We start from the raw sequence: 14,504 nt of genomic DNA on the forward strand, positions 1-14,504 counted from the left end.
GGCTGCTCAGGTGGCTCGACATCGGCCCGCCGACGGCCCGCGCCGGAGGCCCGACGCAACCAGAAAGTTCCCCGTCGAGGGGCCTTGCGGCATGAGGCTCGCGGCCTGATGATGGATTCGACTATGGCTCGCAAACGGATGCGGGCGTCCCCGGGTCCCGGCGTGGGAGGCTCCTCTTGGATCGAGCGGCGAAGTATGCGACCTCATCCCAGGTGATTCTGGCCGTCCTCGGCGTCATCGGCGCGCTCTACCTGCTCAAGACGATCCTGGCGCCGATCGCTTTCGCGCTGGTTTTGGCCTGCATGTTCTCGCCGCTCGCCTCCTTTTTTCGACGGCGCCTTTCCTATGGGCCGTTCGGAGTGCTGGCGCTCTTCCTGCTGCTGGTTCTGGGCGCATTGTATCTCGCCAGCTTGACGGCCGAGAGTTTGATTCATGCGGCGAACACCCTGCCCACCGACATCGAGCGGCTTGCCGGACAGGTCAGCGGTCGGATCACCGACCTGATCCGGGACCAACCGTCCCTCCGAGTCATTCTGCCCGAACCGGGCACGATCGACAGGCTGGGGGACACGAACCGGGCCCTTCTGATCGAGAAATTGAGTCTCGGCCTGACGGACTTCACCACCTGGGTCGTCCAGGGGTTCATCATCCTGGTCCTGGTCATTTTCCTTCTGATTGAGAGCGAGATGCTCACGTCGAAGGTGCTCCGGTTCTTCGCCAGGACGCCCGAGTCGTCGCGTAGCGCGCGGTCCATCCTGGAGCAAGTGACGCGAAAGGTCCGAGCCTATCTCATCGCCCGGACGCTCATCAATCTGGGGGTGGGGCTGGTCGTCGCGTTCGGTCTCTGGGTCCTCGGCGTAAATTTCGCCCTGCCGCTCGGTCTCTTCGCGGCGGTGACGAATTACATCCCCTATATCGGTCAGCTCGCCGGCGGCGCGTTGCCTGCGTTGATCGCACTTGGACAGACCGGATCCCTCGGGGACTCACTGATCGTGGCGGCCATGTATCTGGCGGTGCTGGGGGTCGAAGGCTATGTCGTGACCCCCCTGGTGATGGGCAAGTCGCTGGATCTGAACGGGACGACGGTCCTGATCGCGTGTCTTTTCTGGGGATACATCTGGGGGCTCTCGGGCTTGATCCTCGCCATGCCCATCACAGCCACCCTCAAGATCGTCTGCCAGACCGTCCCAGAGTTGAACCGCTGGGCCGAGTTGATGAGCGTCGATTGGCAGTCGCCGTCCGGCTCGGCGGCTGCTTCACCCGATGAGTTGCCGGCTACGCAGACTAGGTCCGCACCTTCACCGAGGGCCGACGAGAAAACCGAGGGCGTATCCTCTTCCCTGAATTGAGTCTCGCTCCGATCGAGGAGAATTCACCGTGAGATCAAGCTCGTCGCGTCGCGTTTTTCTTGAAGGCGTCGGTCTCGCGGCCGGGCTGGGGGCTGCAGGCGTGCGGCCCGTCGTGGGATCGGAGGAGCCCGCCCGGCGACCAAGGATCGCCGTCCTCTCCTCGACCTATTTCTATCTCTCGCACGCCTACCACATCGTCGGCCGATTCCTCGACGGCTTCCCCGTCTATGAGGGCGGTCCGGGGCGCACGGCTGAGCAGAACCTCCACAGGCCCCTATTCGAGATCGCCAGCCTCTACATTGAACAGGTGACCGAGGAGACCGACCTGGGCCGGGCCAAGGCCGCCAGGCACGACGTTCGTTTCAGTCCGTCCATCGCCGACGCGTTGACGCTCGGGACGGGCGAACTGGCCGTCGACGCCGTCCTCCTGATCGCGGAACACGGCGACTATCCGATCAATGAGAAGCTCCAGAAGCTCTATCCTCGTGGACGTTATTTCCGCGAGGCCCTTGAGGTCTTTCGGGCGTCGGGCAGAGCAGTTCCTATATTCGTGGACAAGCATTTGTCCTACAGCCGGTCTGAAGCGAGCGAGATGGTCGAGCAGGCTGAAATGCTGAAGGTTCCTCTGATGGCTGGATCCAGTCTACCGGTCACCTGGCGGCTTCCCGAACTGGAGATCCCGCTCGGGCGTCCGTTCCGCGAAGCCCTTGTCGCATCGCGCGGGAATCTCGAGATCTTCGGCTTTCACGCCCTCGAAGTTCTCCAGTGCATGGTCGAGAGGCGCGACCGACGCGGGAAGCGGCAGGGGGTTGCGGCCGTGACCTGCCTCGAAGGGGACGCCGTTTGGGAGGCCGGCGATCGGGGGGTCTGGTCCTGGGAACTGCTTGGCCACGCACTCGGGAGGAGTCATACGGTCAACCCCGGCGACGTCCGGCAAAATACGAGGGACTTCAAGCGGCCCGGCGTGCGCGACGCCGCGACGATCCCGGACCGTCCCGTCGCCTTCCTCGTCGAATACGTCGACGGTCTTCGTGGGACGGTCTTGATCCTCAACGGTCACGTCGACGATACCACGGTCGCCGTCCGCACGGTCGACGGCTCGGGACGCGAGACGATCGCATCAACCCTGACCTATCTCCCGGCCCCACCTGGAGCGAGCTTCTTCAATCCGCTTGTCCTGAGGATCGAGGACTTCTTCAAGTCGTCGGCCCCCCCCTGCCCCGTGCGGAGGACGCTGCTATCTGGAGGGATCCTCGATGTGGCCCTGGAGAGCCGGATCCAGGGCTCTCGACGGATCGAGACGCCAGACCTCGCGGAGGTCGATTACCAGGCCCCGGCCGATTCCGGATTCATCCGCTCCAGCCTCACCGATCCAACGCCGAATCGGCTCTGAGTCGGAATCCAAACTGGAGGTCCGACTCACTCGAAACGGAGGATCGGCTGATCGACGGCGAGGTTGTCGCCGGGGCTGGCGAAGACCTCGGCGACGACGGCGTCGTGGTCGGCCTTCAGGACGTTCTGCATTTTCATCGCCTCGACGACCGCCAGGGTCTCTCCCGCGCGCACGGCTCGGCCGGGGGTTGCGGCGACCTCGACCAGCAGCCCGGGCATCGGCGAGAGGAGCAGCCTGGAGAGGTCTGGCGGAGTCTTCTGGGGCATGACGGAAAGGAGTTCGGCGGCCCTCGCCGTCATGACCATGGCGTCCACCTGCGTGCCTTGATGCGTGATTCGATAACTCAGCCCCACCCGCTCGATCTGGACGCAGACCGGGTTCCCATCCCAGGTGCCCTTCAGAAGCAGATCTCCGAGCTTCCAGTTCGTCCGGAGATGGTGGACCTTGCCCTCGTAGAGGATCTCGCAGCCCTGGTCTTCCAGGGAGACCGCCAGCTTGCAAGGGCCGTCTGTCATGATGACGACCCAGTCGATGTCGACTCGCCGGGAGTGACCTGGAAGCTGACCGCTGGTGCTCGTCGCCCGTTTGATGTAGCGACGGCGGGCGTAGGCCGCCACGGCGGCGAGGAGAAGCGGATCCTCGTGGGCCAGACTTGAAGGATGGAATCCCTCCGGATAGGCGTCGGCGATCAGCCCGGTGTCGAAATCGCCGGAGAGAAATTCAGGGCGCCGGGTCAACGCCGACTGGAAGGCCAGATTCGATGCCACTCCCCGGATCACGAACGCGTCGAGGGCGTGATGCATGCGACCCAGGGCTTCCCGCCGTGACCAGCCGTGGGTGACCACCTTGGCGATCATCGAGTCGTAATGGATCGAGATCTCGTCTCCTTCGACGACTCCCGTGTCGACGCGGATGACCCCGGCCTCGACATCAGGCGGCTGGCAGCGGACGAGGCGGCCGATCGAAGGTAGGAAGTTGCGGAACGGGTCCTCGGCGTTGATGCGGCATTCGATCGCCCAACCGTCGCGTCGAACTTGATCCTGACTCTGACCAAGCCTCTCGCCGGCGGCGATCCGGATCATTTGTTCGACGAGATCGAGCCCGGTGGTCATCTCGGTGACGGGATGTTCGACCTGGAGCCTCGTGTTCATCTCCAGGAAATAGAAGCCGCGATCCTTGCCGACGACGAACTCGACCGTACCGGCCGATCGATAGCCGACCGCTTTCGCCAGGGCGACGGCCTGTTCACCCATTACACGCCGCGTGGCCTCATCGAGAAAAGGCGACGGAGCCTCCTCGACGACTTTCTGGTGTCGCCGTTGGAGCGAACATTCGCGCTCCCCGAGGTGAATCGTGTCGCCGAACGAGTCGGCCAGGATCTGGATCTCGATGTGTCGGGGGTGTTCGATATACTTTTCGATGAAAATCCGGTCATCGCCGAACGCTCCGGCAGCCTCGGCGCGGCAGGCTTCGAACCCCGCGACGACCGACGCCTCGTCTCGAGCGATACGGAGGCCTTTTCCGCCGCCGCCGGCCGACGCCTTGAGCATGACCGGGTAGCCGATCTCCCGAGCGATCTCGACGGCTCGTCGCCCCGTGGCGACCTCTTCGTCGGAGCCGGGGATGACGTTCACGCCGGCCTGACGGGCGATACGCTTGGAGGCGATCTTGTCGCCCATCGCGGCGATGGCGTCGGAGCCCGGGCCGATGAAGACGATCCCTTCGCCTTCCAGTCGACGGACGAACGCCTCATTTTCAGAGAGGAAGCCATAGCCCGGGTGGACCGCCTCGGCACCCGTCGATCGGCAGGCGGCGACGATCCGGTCGATATCGAGGTAGGATTGCCGAGGTGGCGGTGGTCCGATCAGGACTGACTCGTCCGCCAGTTCCACGTGCAGGGCGTTCTTGTCAGCCTCGGAGTAGACCGCGACTGTAAGGATCCCCATGGCGCGCGCCGTACGCAGAATCCGACAAGCGATCTCACCCCGGTTGGCGATCAGGATCTTCTGGAACATGCGGATCTCGACGCTCAGAGGGGGATGTTGCCGTGTTTGCGCCAGGGCCGTTCGACCCGCTTGTTCCGGAGCATCTCCAGCGAGCGGGCGACGCGCCGACGGGTCTCGCGAGGCATGATGACGTCGTCGATGAAGCCGCGATGCCCGGCGATGAACGGGTTGGCGAATTTCTCTCGATACTCGCGCTCGCGAGCGTCGATCCGTTCGGGGTCCCCCTTCTCGTCGCGAAAGATGATCTCGACGGCGCCTTTCGGCCCCATGACGGCGATCTCGGCCGAAGGCCAGGCGAAGTTGACGTCGCCCCGCAGATGCTTCGACGACATGACGTCGTACGCGCCGCCGTACGCCTTGCGAGTGATGACGGTGACCTTGGGGGACGTACACTCGGCATAGGCGTAGAGCAGCTTCGCCCCGTGCTTGATGATTCCGCCGTACTCCTGCGCCGTGCCCGGCATGAAACCCGGGACGTCGACGAAGGTCACCACCGGGATCGTGAAGGCGTCGCAGAAACGGACGAAACGCGCCGCCTTGATCGAACTCTTGATGTCCAGGCAACCCGCCAGGACCAGGGGTTGGTTCGCCACGAAACCGACGCTGCGACCGCCGATCCGCCCGAAGCCGATGACGATGTTCTTCGCATGATCGGGCATCAGTTCGAAGAAATCCCATTCATCGACGACCTTGTGGATCAACTCACGAACGTCGTACGGGCGGTTCGGATCCTCGGGGACGAGCGAGTCGAGCGACGCTTCGACGCGATCCAACGGGTCTTCGGTGGGGACGACGGGCGGGCTCTCGCGGTTGTTCGAGGGGATGAACGTGAACAGCCGACGGGTCATCATGAGGGCTTCGACGTCGTTCTCGAACGCCAGGTCCGCGACGCCGGATTTGGTCGTGTGTGTGACCGCTCCCCCTAGCTCCTCGGCCGTGACCGTCTCGTGGGTGACCGTCTTCACGACGTCCGGCCCGGTCACGAACATGTAGGACGAGTCCTCCACCATGAAGATGAAATCCGTCATCGCGGGCGAGTACACGGCTCCCCCCGCGCAGGGGCCCATCACGAGCGAGATCTGGGGAACGACCCCCGAGGCGGTGGCGTTCCGCAGAAAAACGTCCGCATAGCCTCCCAGCGAGGCCACCCCCTCCTGGATTCGCGCCCCGCCCGAATCGTTGAGGCCGATGACGGGGGCGCCCACGTTCACCGCCTGGTCCATGATCTTGCAGATCTTCTCGGCGTGGGTTTCGGAGAGCGAGCCGCCGAAGACCGTGAAATCCTGGCTGAAGACGAAGACGAGCCGACCATTGATCGTCCCGTAGCCGGTCACTACGCCGTCGCCGGGGATAACGCTCGCGTCCATGCCGAAATCGGTGCAGCGGTGACCCTTGAACATATCCCACTCTTCGAACGAGTCGGGATCGAGCAGCAGTTCCAGTCGCTCTCGGGCCGTGAGCTTGCCCTTGGCGTGCTGGGCCGCGATCCGTCGCTCACCCCCACCCATCCGGGCCGCGGCGCGCTTCTCGTCGAGCTGGCGGACGATCTCGTGCATGGGGTCTCGCTGTCTCCGAACGGACGTTACGCCCCGGCGGCTTCCACGTAATCGAGCAGGCGATAGGCGGCCGCGGAGGCCGTCATACCCCCCTCAGCGACCGCTCGGCTCACGGCGTCGAGGTCGCGCTGGACCCTCGCATTTTCACGGAACCGTGAACGGAGGCCCGAATCGATCAGGCTCCACATCCAATCGACAGCCTGTCCTCGCCGTTTCTCTTCCAGTTCGCCTGACTCGGAGAGGGCCGCATGCCGTCGTTCAATCTCTACCCAGAATTTGTCGATGCCCTGGTGCTTTGCGGCGCTGACGGAAACCACGACGGGTTTCCAGTTGGGAGAAGGCGTCCGAAGCAGAGAAAGCGCTCCGGCGAGCTGCCTGCGCGCGAGCTCGGCGGCATCGGGGTCGATGTCGGCCTTGTTGACGATGATGACGTCGGCGATCTCGACGATCCCCTTCTTGATGGCCTGGAGGTCGTCCCCGGCGTTTGGGAGCTGGACCAGGACGAACGTGTCGACCATGCCGGCGACCGTCGTTTCCGATTGGCCGACCCCGACGGTCTCGATCACGACCACGTCGAAGCCGGCCGCCTCGCAGATCAACATGGCCTCGCGAGTCTTGGCCGCGACGCCGCCGAGCGAACCTCCGGAGGGCGATGGCCTGATGTAGGCGTCGGGGTTGACCGAGAGGTGTTCCATTCGTGTTTTATCACCCAGAATCGAACCACCTGAGATCGTGCTGGACGGGTCCACGGCGAGGACGGCCAGTCGATGGCCCCGGCGGATCAGTTCCAGGCCGAGGGCCTCGATGAACGTCGATTTCCCCGCACCCGGCGAACCGCTGATCCCCAGTCGAATCGATCGGCCGGTATGCGGCAGGATTGCATCCAGGACACCCGCCGCACGACGTCGATGGTCGGGGCGGGTGGACTCCACCAGCGTGATCGCCTTGGCCAGCGATCTCGGGTGACGCCGGAGGACCCCCTCCACCAGCGCTTGATCGACGGCGTTGAGGGTTACCTTGCTCGTCGATCGCTCCTCGGCCGTGGGCCCGGTCGTGGGGAGGGAAGCGGGGGCCGCGTGGGGGGCGGTCTCGGGATCGCTCGGCATGGATTCTCGGGCGTAAAGGGTTTCGGTGGATCAGGTCATGAGGGCCGGGGGGCCGCCCCCCGGCCCTCATCGACGGCCGCCGGGATCGAGGAGGTGAAGGATCACGCGGAGGCGTGGGTCCGACGGATCGCAGCGAGGATCTGACGGGCGCAGGCCGGGATCGGCGTCCCCGGCCCGAAAATCCCCACCGCGCCAGCCTGATTCAGGAACTCGTAGTCCTGCACGGGGATGACGCCGCCGACGAAGACGCAGACGTCATCGGCTCCAAGCCCCTTGAGGGCCTTGACCAGCTCGGGGACGAGCGTCTTGTGTCCGGCGGCGAGCGTCGAGACGCCGAGCGCGTGGCAGTCGTTCTCGACGGCCTGCCGGGCGGCTTCCTCGGGCGTCTGGAAGAGCGGGCCGATGTCGATGTCGAAGCCTAGATCGGCTAGAGCCGTGGCGACGACCTTGGCGCCGCGGTCGTGCCCGTCTTGCCCGAGCTTGGCGATCATGACCCGCGGCCGACGGCCCTCCTCGACGGCGAACTTGTCGACATCGGCCTTCAGGTCGTCCCAGTCCAGATCCTTGCCGAAGGCCGAGCCGTAGACGCCCGAGATCACCTGATTGTTCGCCCGGAAGCGACCCCAGACTTTCTCCAGGGCGTCCGAGACCTCGCCGACGGTCGCTCGTAGGCGGATCGCATCGACGGCCGCTTCGAGGAGGTTCCCTTGACGCTTCTCGGCCACCTCCGCCAGCGCATCCAGCGCCTTCTGGACCGCCGCCGAATCGCGAGAGTCGCGGACGGACTTCAAGCGCGCGATCTGCGAATCCCGGACGGCCGAGTTGTCGATCTCCCGGATTTCGACAGGATCCTCCTTCTCGAGCCGGTACTTGTTGACGCCCACGATGACGTCGCGGCCCGAGTCGATCCGAGCCTGCTTCTCGGCGGCGCATTCCTCGATTTTAAGCTTGGCCCAGCCGGACTCCACGGCCCGAGTCATGCCGCCCAGCTTCTCGACCTCCTCGATGATCGTCCAGGCCTTGTCGGCAAGCTCTTGAGTGAGCTTCTCCATCATGTAAGAGCCGGCCCAGGGATCGACGACGTTACAGATGTGCGACTCTTCCTGGATGATGATTTGCGTGTTACGCGCGATCCGCGCCGAGAAGTCGGTGGGCAGCGCGATCGCCTCGTCGAACGAGTTCGTGTGCAGCGACTGGGTGCCGCCAAAGACGGCCGCCATGGCTTCGATCGTGGTCCGAACAATATTGTTGTACGGGTCCTGCTCGGTGAGCGACCAGCCCGAAGTCTGGCAGTGCGTGCGGAGCATCATCGATTTGGGCTTCTTGGGGCCGAAGCCCTTCATGATCTTCCACCAGAGAAGCCGAGCGGCGCGGAGCTTGGCGACCTCCAGGTAGAAGTTCATCCCCACCGCGAAGAAGAAGCTCAGTCGGCCGGCGAATTCGTCGACGTCCAGGCCCTTCGCCAAGGCCGTCTGGACGTACTCTTTGCCGTCGGCGAGCGTCAGCGCGAGCTCGAGCGCCTGCGTAGCGCCGGCCTCCTGCATATGATAGCCCGAGATCGAGATCGAGTTGAACTTCGGCATCTTGTGAGCCGTATACTCGATGATGTCGCCGACGATGCGCATCGAGGGCTCGGGAGGATAGATGTATGTGTTCCGGACCATGAACTCCTTGAGGATGTCGTTCTGGATGGTCCCGGAGAGCTTGTCGAGCGGGACGCCCTGCTCCTCGGCCGCCACGATGTAGCCGGCCAGGATCGGCAGAACGGCGCCGTTCATCGTCATGGATACCGAGACCTTGTCGAGCGGGATGCCGTCGAAGAGGAGCTTCATGTCCTCCACCGAGTCGATCGCCACCCCGGCCTTGCCGACGTCTCCCTGGACACGCGGGTGGTCGGAGTCGTAACCCCGGTGGGTGGCCAGGTCGAAGGCCACGGAGACCCCCTGGCCTCCTGCGGCGAGCGCCCGCTTGTAGAACGCGTTCGACTCCTCGGCGGTGGAGAATCCGGCGTACTGTCGGATCGTCCAGGGGCGGACGGCGTACATCGTCGCCTGGGGTCCGCGGACGAACGGCTCGAACCCGGGGAGGGTGTCGGTGTAGGGAAGGTCCTCTACGTCGCCTCGGGTGTACAGGGGCTTGACGTCGAGGCCCTCCGGGGTCTTCCAGTCGAGATTCTCAACCTTGTTCTCAGGCGCGAATTTCGCGGCGGCCTTCGCCCAGCCGCCAAGATTCGAGGAGTTCGGAAGTGACTCGCTCATCGTATTCGGACCTCTTATCCCTCAAGTTGACGTGGGGATCACCGCGCCGCATAGGCTCATGACGGGTCGGCGGGGGCGTATTCAGCCCTCGCCCGACCGGTTCGGCGACGACGCTTGGTCCCTGGAAGTGTGCGATTCGCCCATCGGCCGCGGGTGGCGTGGATCCACCTCGCGATGTGAGACGGGGCCCGGAGCTCGCGGTCCGCGAGCGTCCCGGACGCTCTGATTTCACCCCAGGATACCCGGAACCTGTGACCTGGGCCATCGGGGAAAGGGTCCTAAGATCGATTACCGGCATTTCACGAAGTTCGAAAAGAGCGACCCCTTCGGACTCGTCGGAGCAGCCGAAAGGCGCCAGGTCGAGTGAACAGATTCTTGAACGTTGACGCCGCGTCGGCCTTGACAGAGCAAGGGAATCTGCCACGATGAAGGCGGGCGCCGTCGCCCGTCGGGCGAGGCAGCCCGCCCCTCCCCCCCCCCCGCCGGCCCGGGGCGGGACGAGTCGAGCGAAATTGTACAAAGTCCGCGTGACCTTCCGGAGTTCCGCCATGATCATCAAGGGTAAATCGGCCGTCATCACCGGTGCCGGCAGCGGCATCGGACAGGCCGTGGCCATGGAGCTGGCCGACCGCGGCGTCGGCGCCGTCGGCCTTGTCGACAGCAGCGAGAGCGTCATCAACGTGGCGCGCGCGATCAATGATCGTATGGAGCGGCCGGTGGCCGAGGCGATCATCGGCGACGTGACCGACTCTGCATTCCGCTCCCGAGCTTTCGACCTCATCTGCAGCAAGTACGGCGTGCCGAGCATCTGCATTCCCGCCGCCGGCGTCAGTCTGGACCAGCCGGCCGTCCAGATGGACGAACAGACCGGCCGGGCTGTGATCTATCCGCTGGACAAGTTCCGCGAGGTCGCCGAGATCAACCTGATCGCCCCCGCCGCCTGGGCCCTGGAGACCATCGCCCGGATCGCCGAGGATCGCCATGGTCGGGGCCTCAAGGGCTGGAATCCCGATGAAGGGATCCAGGGGACCATCATTTTCCTGGGGGCGGTGTCGTCCCACGGGAATACCGGGCAACTCGCCTATACCGCCGCCAAGTCAGGCCTCGAAGGCGTGGCCTCGACGCTCGCCAAGGAAGCCATCAACTTCGGCGTCCGCTGCGCGGTCATCCACCCTGGCTATACGGACACGCCGATGACCCGGGCCCTGGGCGAGGAGTACATCCAGAAGAATATTCTGCCGTACACCCAGCTCCGACGTCTCATCGCCCCGTCCGAGATCGCCGATGCGATCTACTTCCTGATTTGCAACTCGGCCGTCAGCGGCCAGCTCTGGGCCGACGCCGGCTGGCACCCCCAGTCCTGACCACGGGCCCGCCCCGCCATGCACCGTCCTGCCCAGCGGGGCGGCCGCCCCCCGTCGCGACGCCCGCCGCCAAGGAGCCGATCGATGACCCGGCCTCGACTGCAGATCACTCCCGATCACAACCTGGCCCTCGACCTGGTCCGCACGACCGAGGCCGCGGCGCTCGCCGCGGCCCGCTGGGTCGGCCGCGGCGACAAAAACGCCGCCGACGGCGCGGCCGTCGACGCGATGCGGCTGCTCTTCAATTCGATGCAGTTCGACGGGGTCGTCGTTATCGGAGAGGGGGAGAAGGACGAGGCCCCCATGCTCTTCAACGGCGAGCGGCTGGGGACCGGCGACGGCCCCGAGGTTGATATCGCGGTCGACCCGATCGACGGCACGAAGCTCGTCGCCGGCGGGCAGGCGAACGCCGTCGCCGTGGTGGCCGTCTCCGAGCGGGGGACGATGTTCGACCCCGGCCCTTGCTTCTACATGGAGAAGATCGCCGTGGGTCGTGAGGGAGCGGCGGTCATCGACGTCGCGGCCCCGATCGAGGACAACGTCCGCAAGGTCGCCGCTGCCCGAGGGATGGAGGTCGGCGATCTGACCGTCGTCATCCTCGATCGCGAGCGTCACCACGAGGCCATGGCCCGCGTCCGGGCCGTCGGCGCCCGCGTCTACCTTATCACCGACGGCGACGTGGCCGCAGCGATCGCCGCGGCCACCCCCGACACAGGGATCGACCTGCTCTACGGTATCGGCGGCACGCCGGAGGCGGTCATCACCGCCGCGGCTCTCAAGTGCCTGGGTGGTGCCATCCAGGGCCGGCTCTGCCCTCGCAGCGACGCCGAGCGTCAGGCGGTCCTCGCCGCCGGCTACGACCTGGGTAAGGTGCTCACCACGAACGAATTGGTCCGCGGCGAGGACGTCTTTTTCGCTGCGACCGGCATAACCGACGGCTCCCTCCTACGGGGCGTTCGCTATAGCTCCGACGGCGCCACGACCGAATCGATCGTGATGCGTTCCCGATCTGGGACCATCCGGACAATCAAGGCCGAACACCGCTGGGAGACGCTGGAACCCGGCTCCGGGGGCGAACGCGTTTATGGAGGCCAGACCGACCGCCCCGCCCATCGCCTGCCGCCGATTCTCCGGAAGGATTCCGGGGCGTCCGACACCTCCTCGGATACCTGATCCTCGGGCCACTCGCCCTCCGCGTCACGTCGTCAGGGCCGCGGCTAGTTCGGCCGGCACGGGTCTGGGTTTTCGGGTCGTCGTGTCGATGGTCACGAGCGTGACCACGGCGTCGACGGCGACGGAGCCGTCGGCCTTTCGGATTTCCTGACGGAACGCAAAGCTCGTCCTCCCCATCCTCTCGGGACGTGTGACGATCGTCAGCACCTCGCCCTGCCGACACTCACTTCGGTAGTTGACGTTGACGTTGACCGTCACGGTCGCCATCCCCATCGACTCGAGCCGGTCGTATGGCAGGGCGTTGCGGTCGTACCACTCCTCGCGTCCCCATTCGAGATACTCGACGAATTTGGCATTGTTTACGTGAGCATTGACGTCGATCTCGGTCGAACGGACGATGACGTCCAGGCCGATTTCATTCATGAGCCTGACCCTGCCTTAGTGACCCCTGCACGCCGCCGACGCCTCATGGGCTCGCCTGCGGCCTTCAGGCTCGATGATTGATTCGGTCGAGATCGAAATATCGGAAAACAAGAGCGAAATCAGCTCTCCGATGTAGCACTGCGGACAGGTGTCGTCTATGATGGAGTCCTGGCGTCCGGGCTCTCAAGTCCCTCGGACGGCCTCCCCTTCCCGATCGATCGACAAGCCGTCGCGTGCGGCTCCGGATCATACCGGACCCCCCGCTCGCCCCGATCTTGTTAGAACTTCGGCGCTCAGCCGGGCCCGTACACGCACGGCGAGACGGCCGGAACTTTGCAGAGGAGTTAGTCAAGATGTCACGCATGGTCGAGGTCACGGAGCTGGTCCTCCGCGACGCCCACCAGAGCCTGCTGGCGACTCGTATGACGCTGGAAGATATGATTCCGGCGTGTGAGGAGATCGACAAGGCCGGCTTCTGGAGCGTCGAGTGCTGGGGCGGAGCCACGTACGACTCGTGCATTCGATTCCTGAACGAGGATCCCTGGGAGCGGCTGCGGACGTTCCGCAAGCTGATGCCCAACTCCCGACTCCAGATGCTGCTGCGGGGCCAGAACCTGCTGGGGTATCGGCATTATGAAGACGGCGTCGTCGATCGATTCGTCGACAAGTCGGCCGAGAACGGCATGGACGTCTTCCGGGTGTTCGACGCGCTAAACGACCCACGGAACCTGAAGCGGGCGATGGACGCCGTCAAGCGGACCGGCAAGTGGGCCGAGGGGACGATCTGCTACACCACCTCCCCCCTGCACACGGTGGAAAGATTCGTCGACCTGGCCCAGCGACTGAAGGAGATGGGCGCGGCGTCGATCTGCATCAAGGATATGGCCGCCCTGCTCCGGCCCCAGCCCGCGTTCGACATCGTCCGCGGCATCAAGGAGAAGTGCGGCGAGGACACCCTCGTCCACGTCCACGTCCACTCCACGACGGGCGTGACCATGGTCAGCCTGATGAAGGCTATCGAAGCCGGGGCGGACATCGTCGACACCGCCATCTCCTCACTCAGCCTGGGCCCCGGCCACAACCCGACCGAGGCGCTCGTCGAGATGCTTGAAGGAACCGGCTACGAGACCAGGCTCGACAAGGCTCGGATGCTCAAGATCAAGGAGCATTTCGCTAAGGTGCGCCCCCGGTACGCCGAATTCGAGTCCAAGATCTACGGGGTCGAGACCGAAATCTTCGACAGCCAGATCCCCGGCGGCATGATCTCCAACATGGAGAGCCAACTCAGGCAGCAGGGCGCGGGGGACCGCCTTAAAGAAGTGCTCGCCGAGGTCCCCAGAGTCCGCAAGGACGCCGGCTACCCCCCGCTGGTGACCCCATCGAGCCAGATCGTGGGCACCCAGGCCGTGTTCAACGTCCTCATGGGCGAGTACAAGGCGCTCACCGGTGAGTTCGCGGACCTGATGCTGGGCTACTACGGCGAGACCATCGCCGAGCGAAACCCCGAGGTGATCGCGGCCGCCGAGAAGCATGCCAAGAAGCAGTCGATCACAAACCGTCCCGCCGACCAGCTCAAGCCGGAATGGGAGGCCCTGGACAAGGCTGCCAAGGCCCTTCCCGGCAACGACGGGACCCCCGAAGACACGCTCACTTACGCCATGTTCCCCCAGGTCGCCCCCAAGTTCTTCGCCCATCGATCCGAAGGGCCCAAGGACCCTTGCAAGAGTCCTGCCTCCGCGGCGTCCCAGTCGGCGAGCGCCGGCGCCAAGGGCGTCGACGGCTCCGGGTCGATCACCGGCCCGGTCACCTACGACGTGCAGATCGGCGACAAGAAGCACAAGGTGACCGTCCAACCGGCCTGACCCGAGAAAGAGAT

At 65.0% G+C, this 14,504-nt stretch carries 10 protein-coding genes; 5 read left to right on the forward strand and 5 right to left on the reverse strand.

Annotation, left to right across the window (positions count from 1 at the left end; genetic code table 11):
- The first annotated feature begins 176 nt into the window (after positions 1-176).
- Together VT85_RS16595 and VT85_RS16600 are read left to right on the forward strand one after the other, a co-directional pair.
- Positions 177-1,349, forward strand: a complete 1,173-nt coding sequence (locus tag VT85_RS16595; RefSeq protein ID WP_082858656.1) for an AI-2E family transporter — start codon at positions 177-179, stop codon at positions 1,347-1,349.
- A gap of 28 nt (positions 1,350-1,377) precedes the next feature.
- The gene (locus tag VT85_RS16600; protein WP_068417661.1) at positions 1,378-2,742 is read left to right on the forward strand and encodes a hypothetical protein; all 1,365 of its coding nucleotides are present in this window, start codon (positions 1,378-1,380) and stop codon (positions 2,740-2,742) included.
- Between the two features lie 26 nt (positions 2,743-2,768).
- On the opposite strand, the gene VT85_RS16605 is transcribed toward VT85_RS16600, so the two are convergent.
- From VT85_RS16605 to scpA, 4 genes are all read right to left on the reverse strand, one after another.
- On the reverse strand, positions 2,769-4,757 hold the full coding sequence (locus tag VT85_RS16605; protein WP_068417662.1) for an acetyl/propionyl/methylcrotonyl-CoA carboxylase subunit alpha: 1,989 nt from the start codon (positions 4,755-4,757) through the stop codon (positions 2,769-2,771).
- A gap of 14 nt (positions 4,758-4,771) precedes the next feature.
- Complete coding sequence (locus VT85_RS29290; protein WP_068417665.1) at positions 4,772-6,304, reverse strand: acyl-CoA carboxylase subunit beta; 1,533 nt, start codon at positions 6,302-6,304, stop codon at positions 4,772-4,774.
- A gap of 26 nt (positions 6,305-6,330) precedes the next feature.
- Positions 6,331-7,410 (reverse strand): methylmalonyl Co-A mutase-associated GTPase MeaB, encoded by a 1,080-nt coding sequence (gene meaB / locus VT85_RS16615; protein WP_082858657.1) that lies wholly within the window; start codon positions 7,408-7,410, stop codon positions 6,331-6,333.
- 101 nt (positions 7,411-7,511) lie between these two features.
- Positions 7,512-9,668 (reverse strand): methylmalonyl-CoA mutase, encoded by a 2,157-nt coding sequence (gene scpA, locus VT85_RS16620; RefSeq protein ID WP_068417668.1) that lies wholly within the window; start codon positions 9,666-9,668, stop codon positions 7,512-7,514.
- A 548-nt stretch (positions 9,669-10,216) separates the two neighbouring features.
- Between scpA and VT85_RS16625 the strand changes: the two genes are divergently transcribed.
- Positions 10,217-11,032: an SDR family NAD(P)-dependent oxidoreductase gene (locus tag VT85_RS16625; protein WP_068422172.1), complete on the forward strand. Its 816-nt coding sequence runs from the start codon at positions 10,217-10,219 to the stop codon at positions 11,030-11,032.
- A gap of 84 nt (positions 11,033-11,116) precedes the next feature.
- Positions 11,117-12,205, forward strand: coding sequence for a class II fructose-bisphosphatase (gene glpX, locus VT85_RS16630; RefSeq protein WP_082858658.1), 1,089 nt, complete (start codon positions 11,117-11,119; stop codon positions 12,203-12,205).
- Positions 12,206-12,229: 24 nt separating this feature from the next.
- On the opposite strand, the gene VT85_RS16635 is transcribed toward glpX, so the two are convergent.
- Positions 12,230-12,628: an acyl-CoA thioesterase gene (locus tag VT85_RS16635; protein WP_068417671.1), complete on the reverse strand. Its 399-nt coding sequence runs from the start codon at positions 12,626-12,628 to the stop codon at positions 12,230-12,232.
- Between the two features lie 353 nt (positions 12,629-12,981).
- Between VT85_RS16635 and VT85_RS16640 the strand changes: the two genes are divergently transcribed.
- Positions 12,982-14,490, forward strand: a complete 1,509-nt coding sequence (locus tag VT85_RS16640) for a methylmalonyl-CoA carboxytransferase subunit 5S (protein ID WP_068417674.1) — start codon at positions 12,982-12,984, stop codon at positions 14,488-14,490.
- Positions 14,491-14,504 lie beyond the last annotated feature (14 nt).

Source organism: Planctomyces sp. SH-PL62, assembly GCF_001610895.1.
Taxonomy (GTDB): Bacteria; Planctomycetota; Planctomycetia; order Isosphaerales; family Isosphaeraceae; genus Paludisphaera.

Bases quoted from the DNA above. Each gene is read 5' to 3' on its own strand.
- VT85_RS16640 (WP_068417674.1), top strand. From the start codon at position 12,982: ATGTCACGCATGGTCGAGGTCACGGAGCTGGTCCTCCGCGACGCCCAC.
- glpX (WP_082858658.1), top strand. From the start codon at position 11,117: ATGACCCGGCCTCGACTGCAGATCACTCCCGATCACAACCTGGCCCTC.
- scpA (WP_068417668.1), bottom strand. From the start codon at position 9,668: ATGAGCGAGTCACTTCCGAACTCCTCGAATCTTGGCGGCTGGGCGAAG.
- VT85_RS16605 (WP_068417662.1), bottom strand. From the start codon at position 4,757: ATGTTCCAGAAGATCCTGATCGCCAACCGGGGTGAGATCGCTTGTCGG.
- VT85_RS29290 (WP_068417665.1), bottom strand. From the start codon at position 6,304: ATGCACGAGATCGTCCGCCAGCTCGACGAGAAGCGCGCCGCGGCCCGG.
- VT85_RS16635 (WP_068417671.1), bottom strand. From the start codon at position 12,628: ATGAATGAAATCGGCCTGGACGTCATCGTCCGTTCGACCGAGATCGAC.
- meaB (WP_082858657.1), bottom strand. From the start codon at position 7,410: ATGCCGAGCGATCCCGAGACCGCCCCCCACGCGGCCCCCGCTTCCCTC.
- VT85_RS16625 (WP_068422172.1), top strand. From the start codon at position 10,217: ATGATCATCAAGGGTAAATCGGCCGTCATCACCGGTGCCGGCAGCGGC.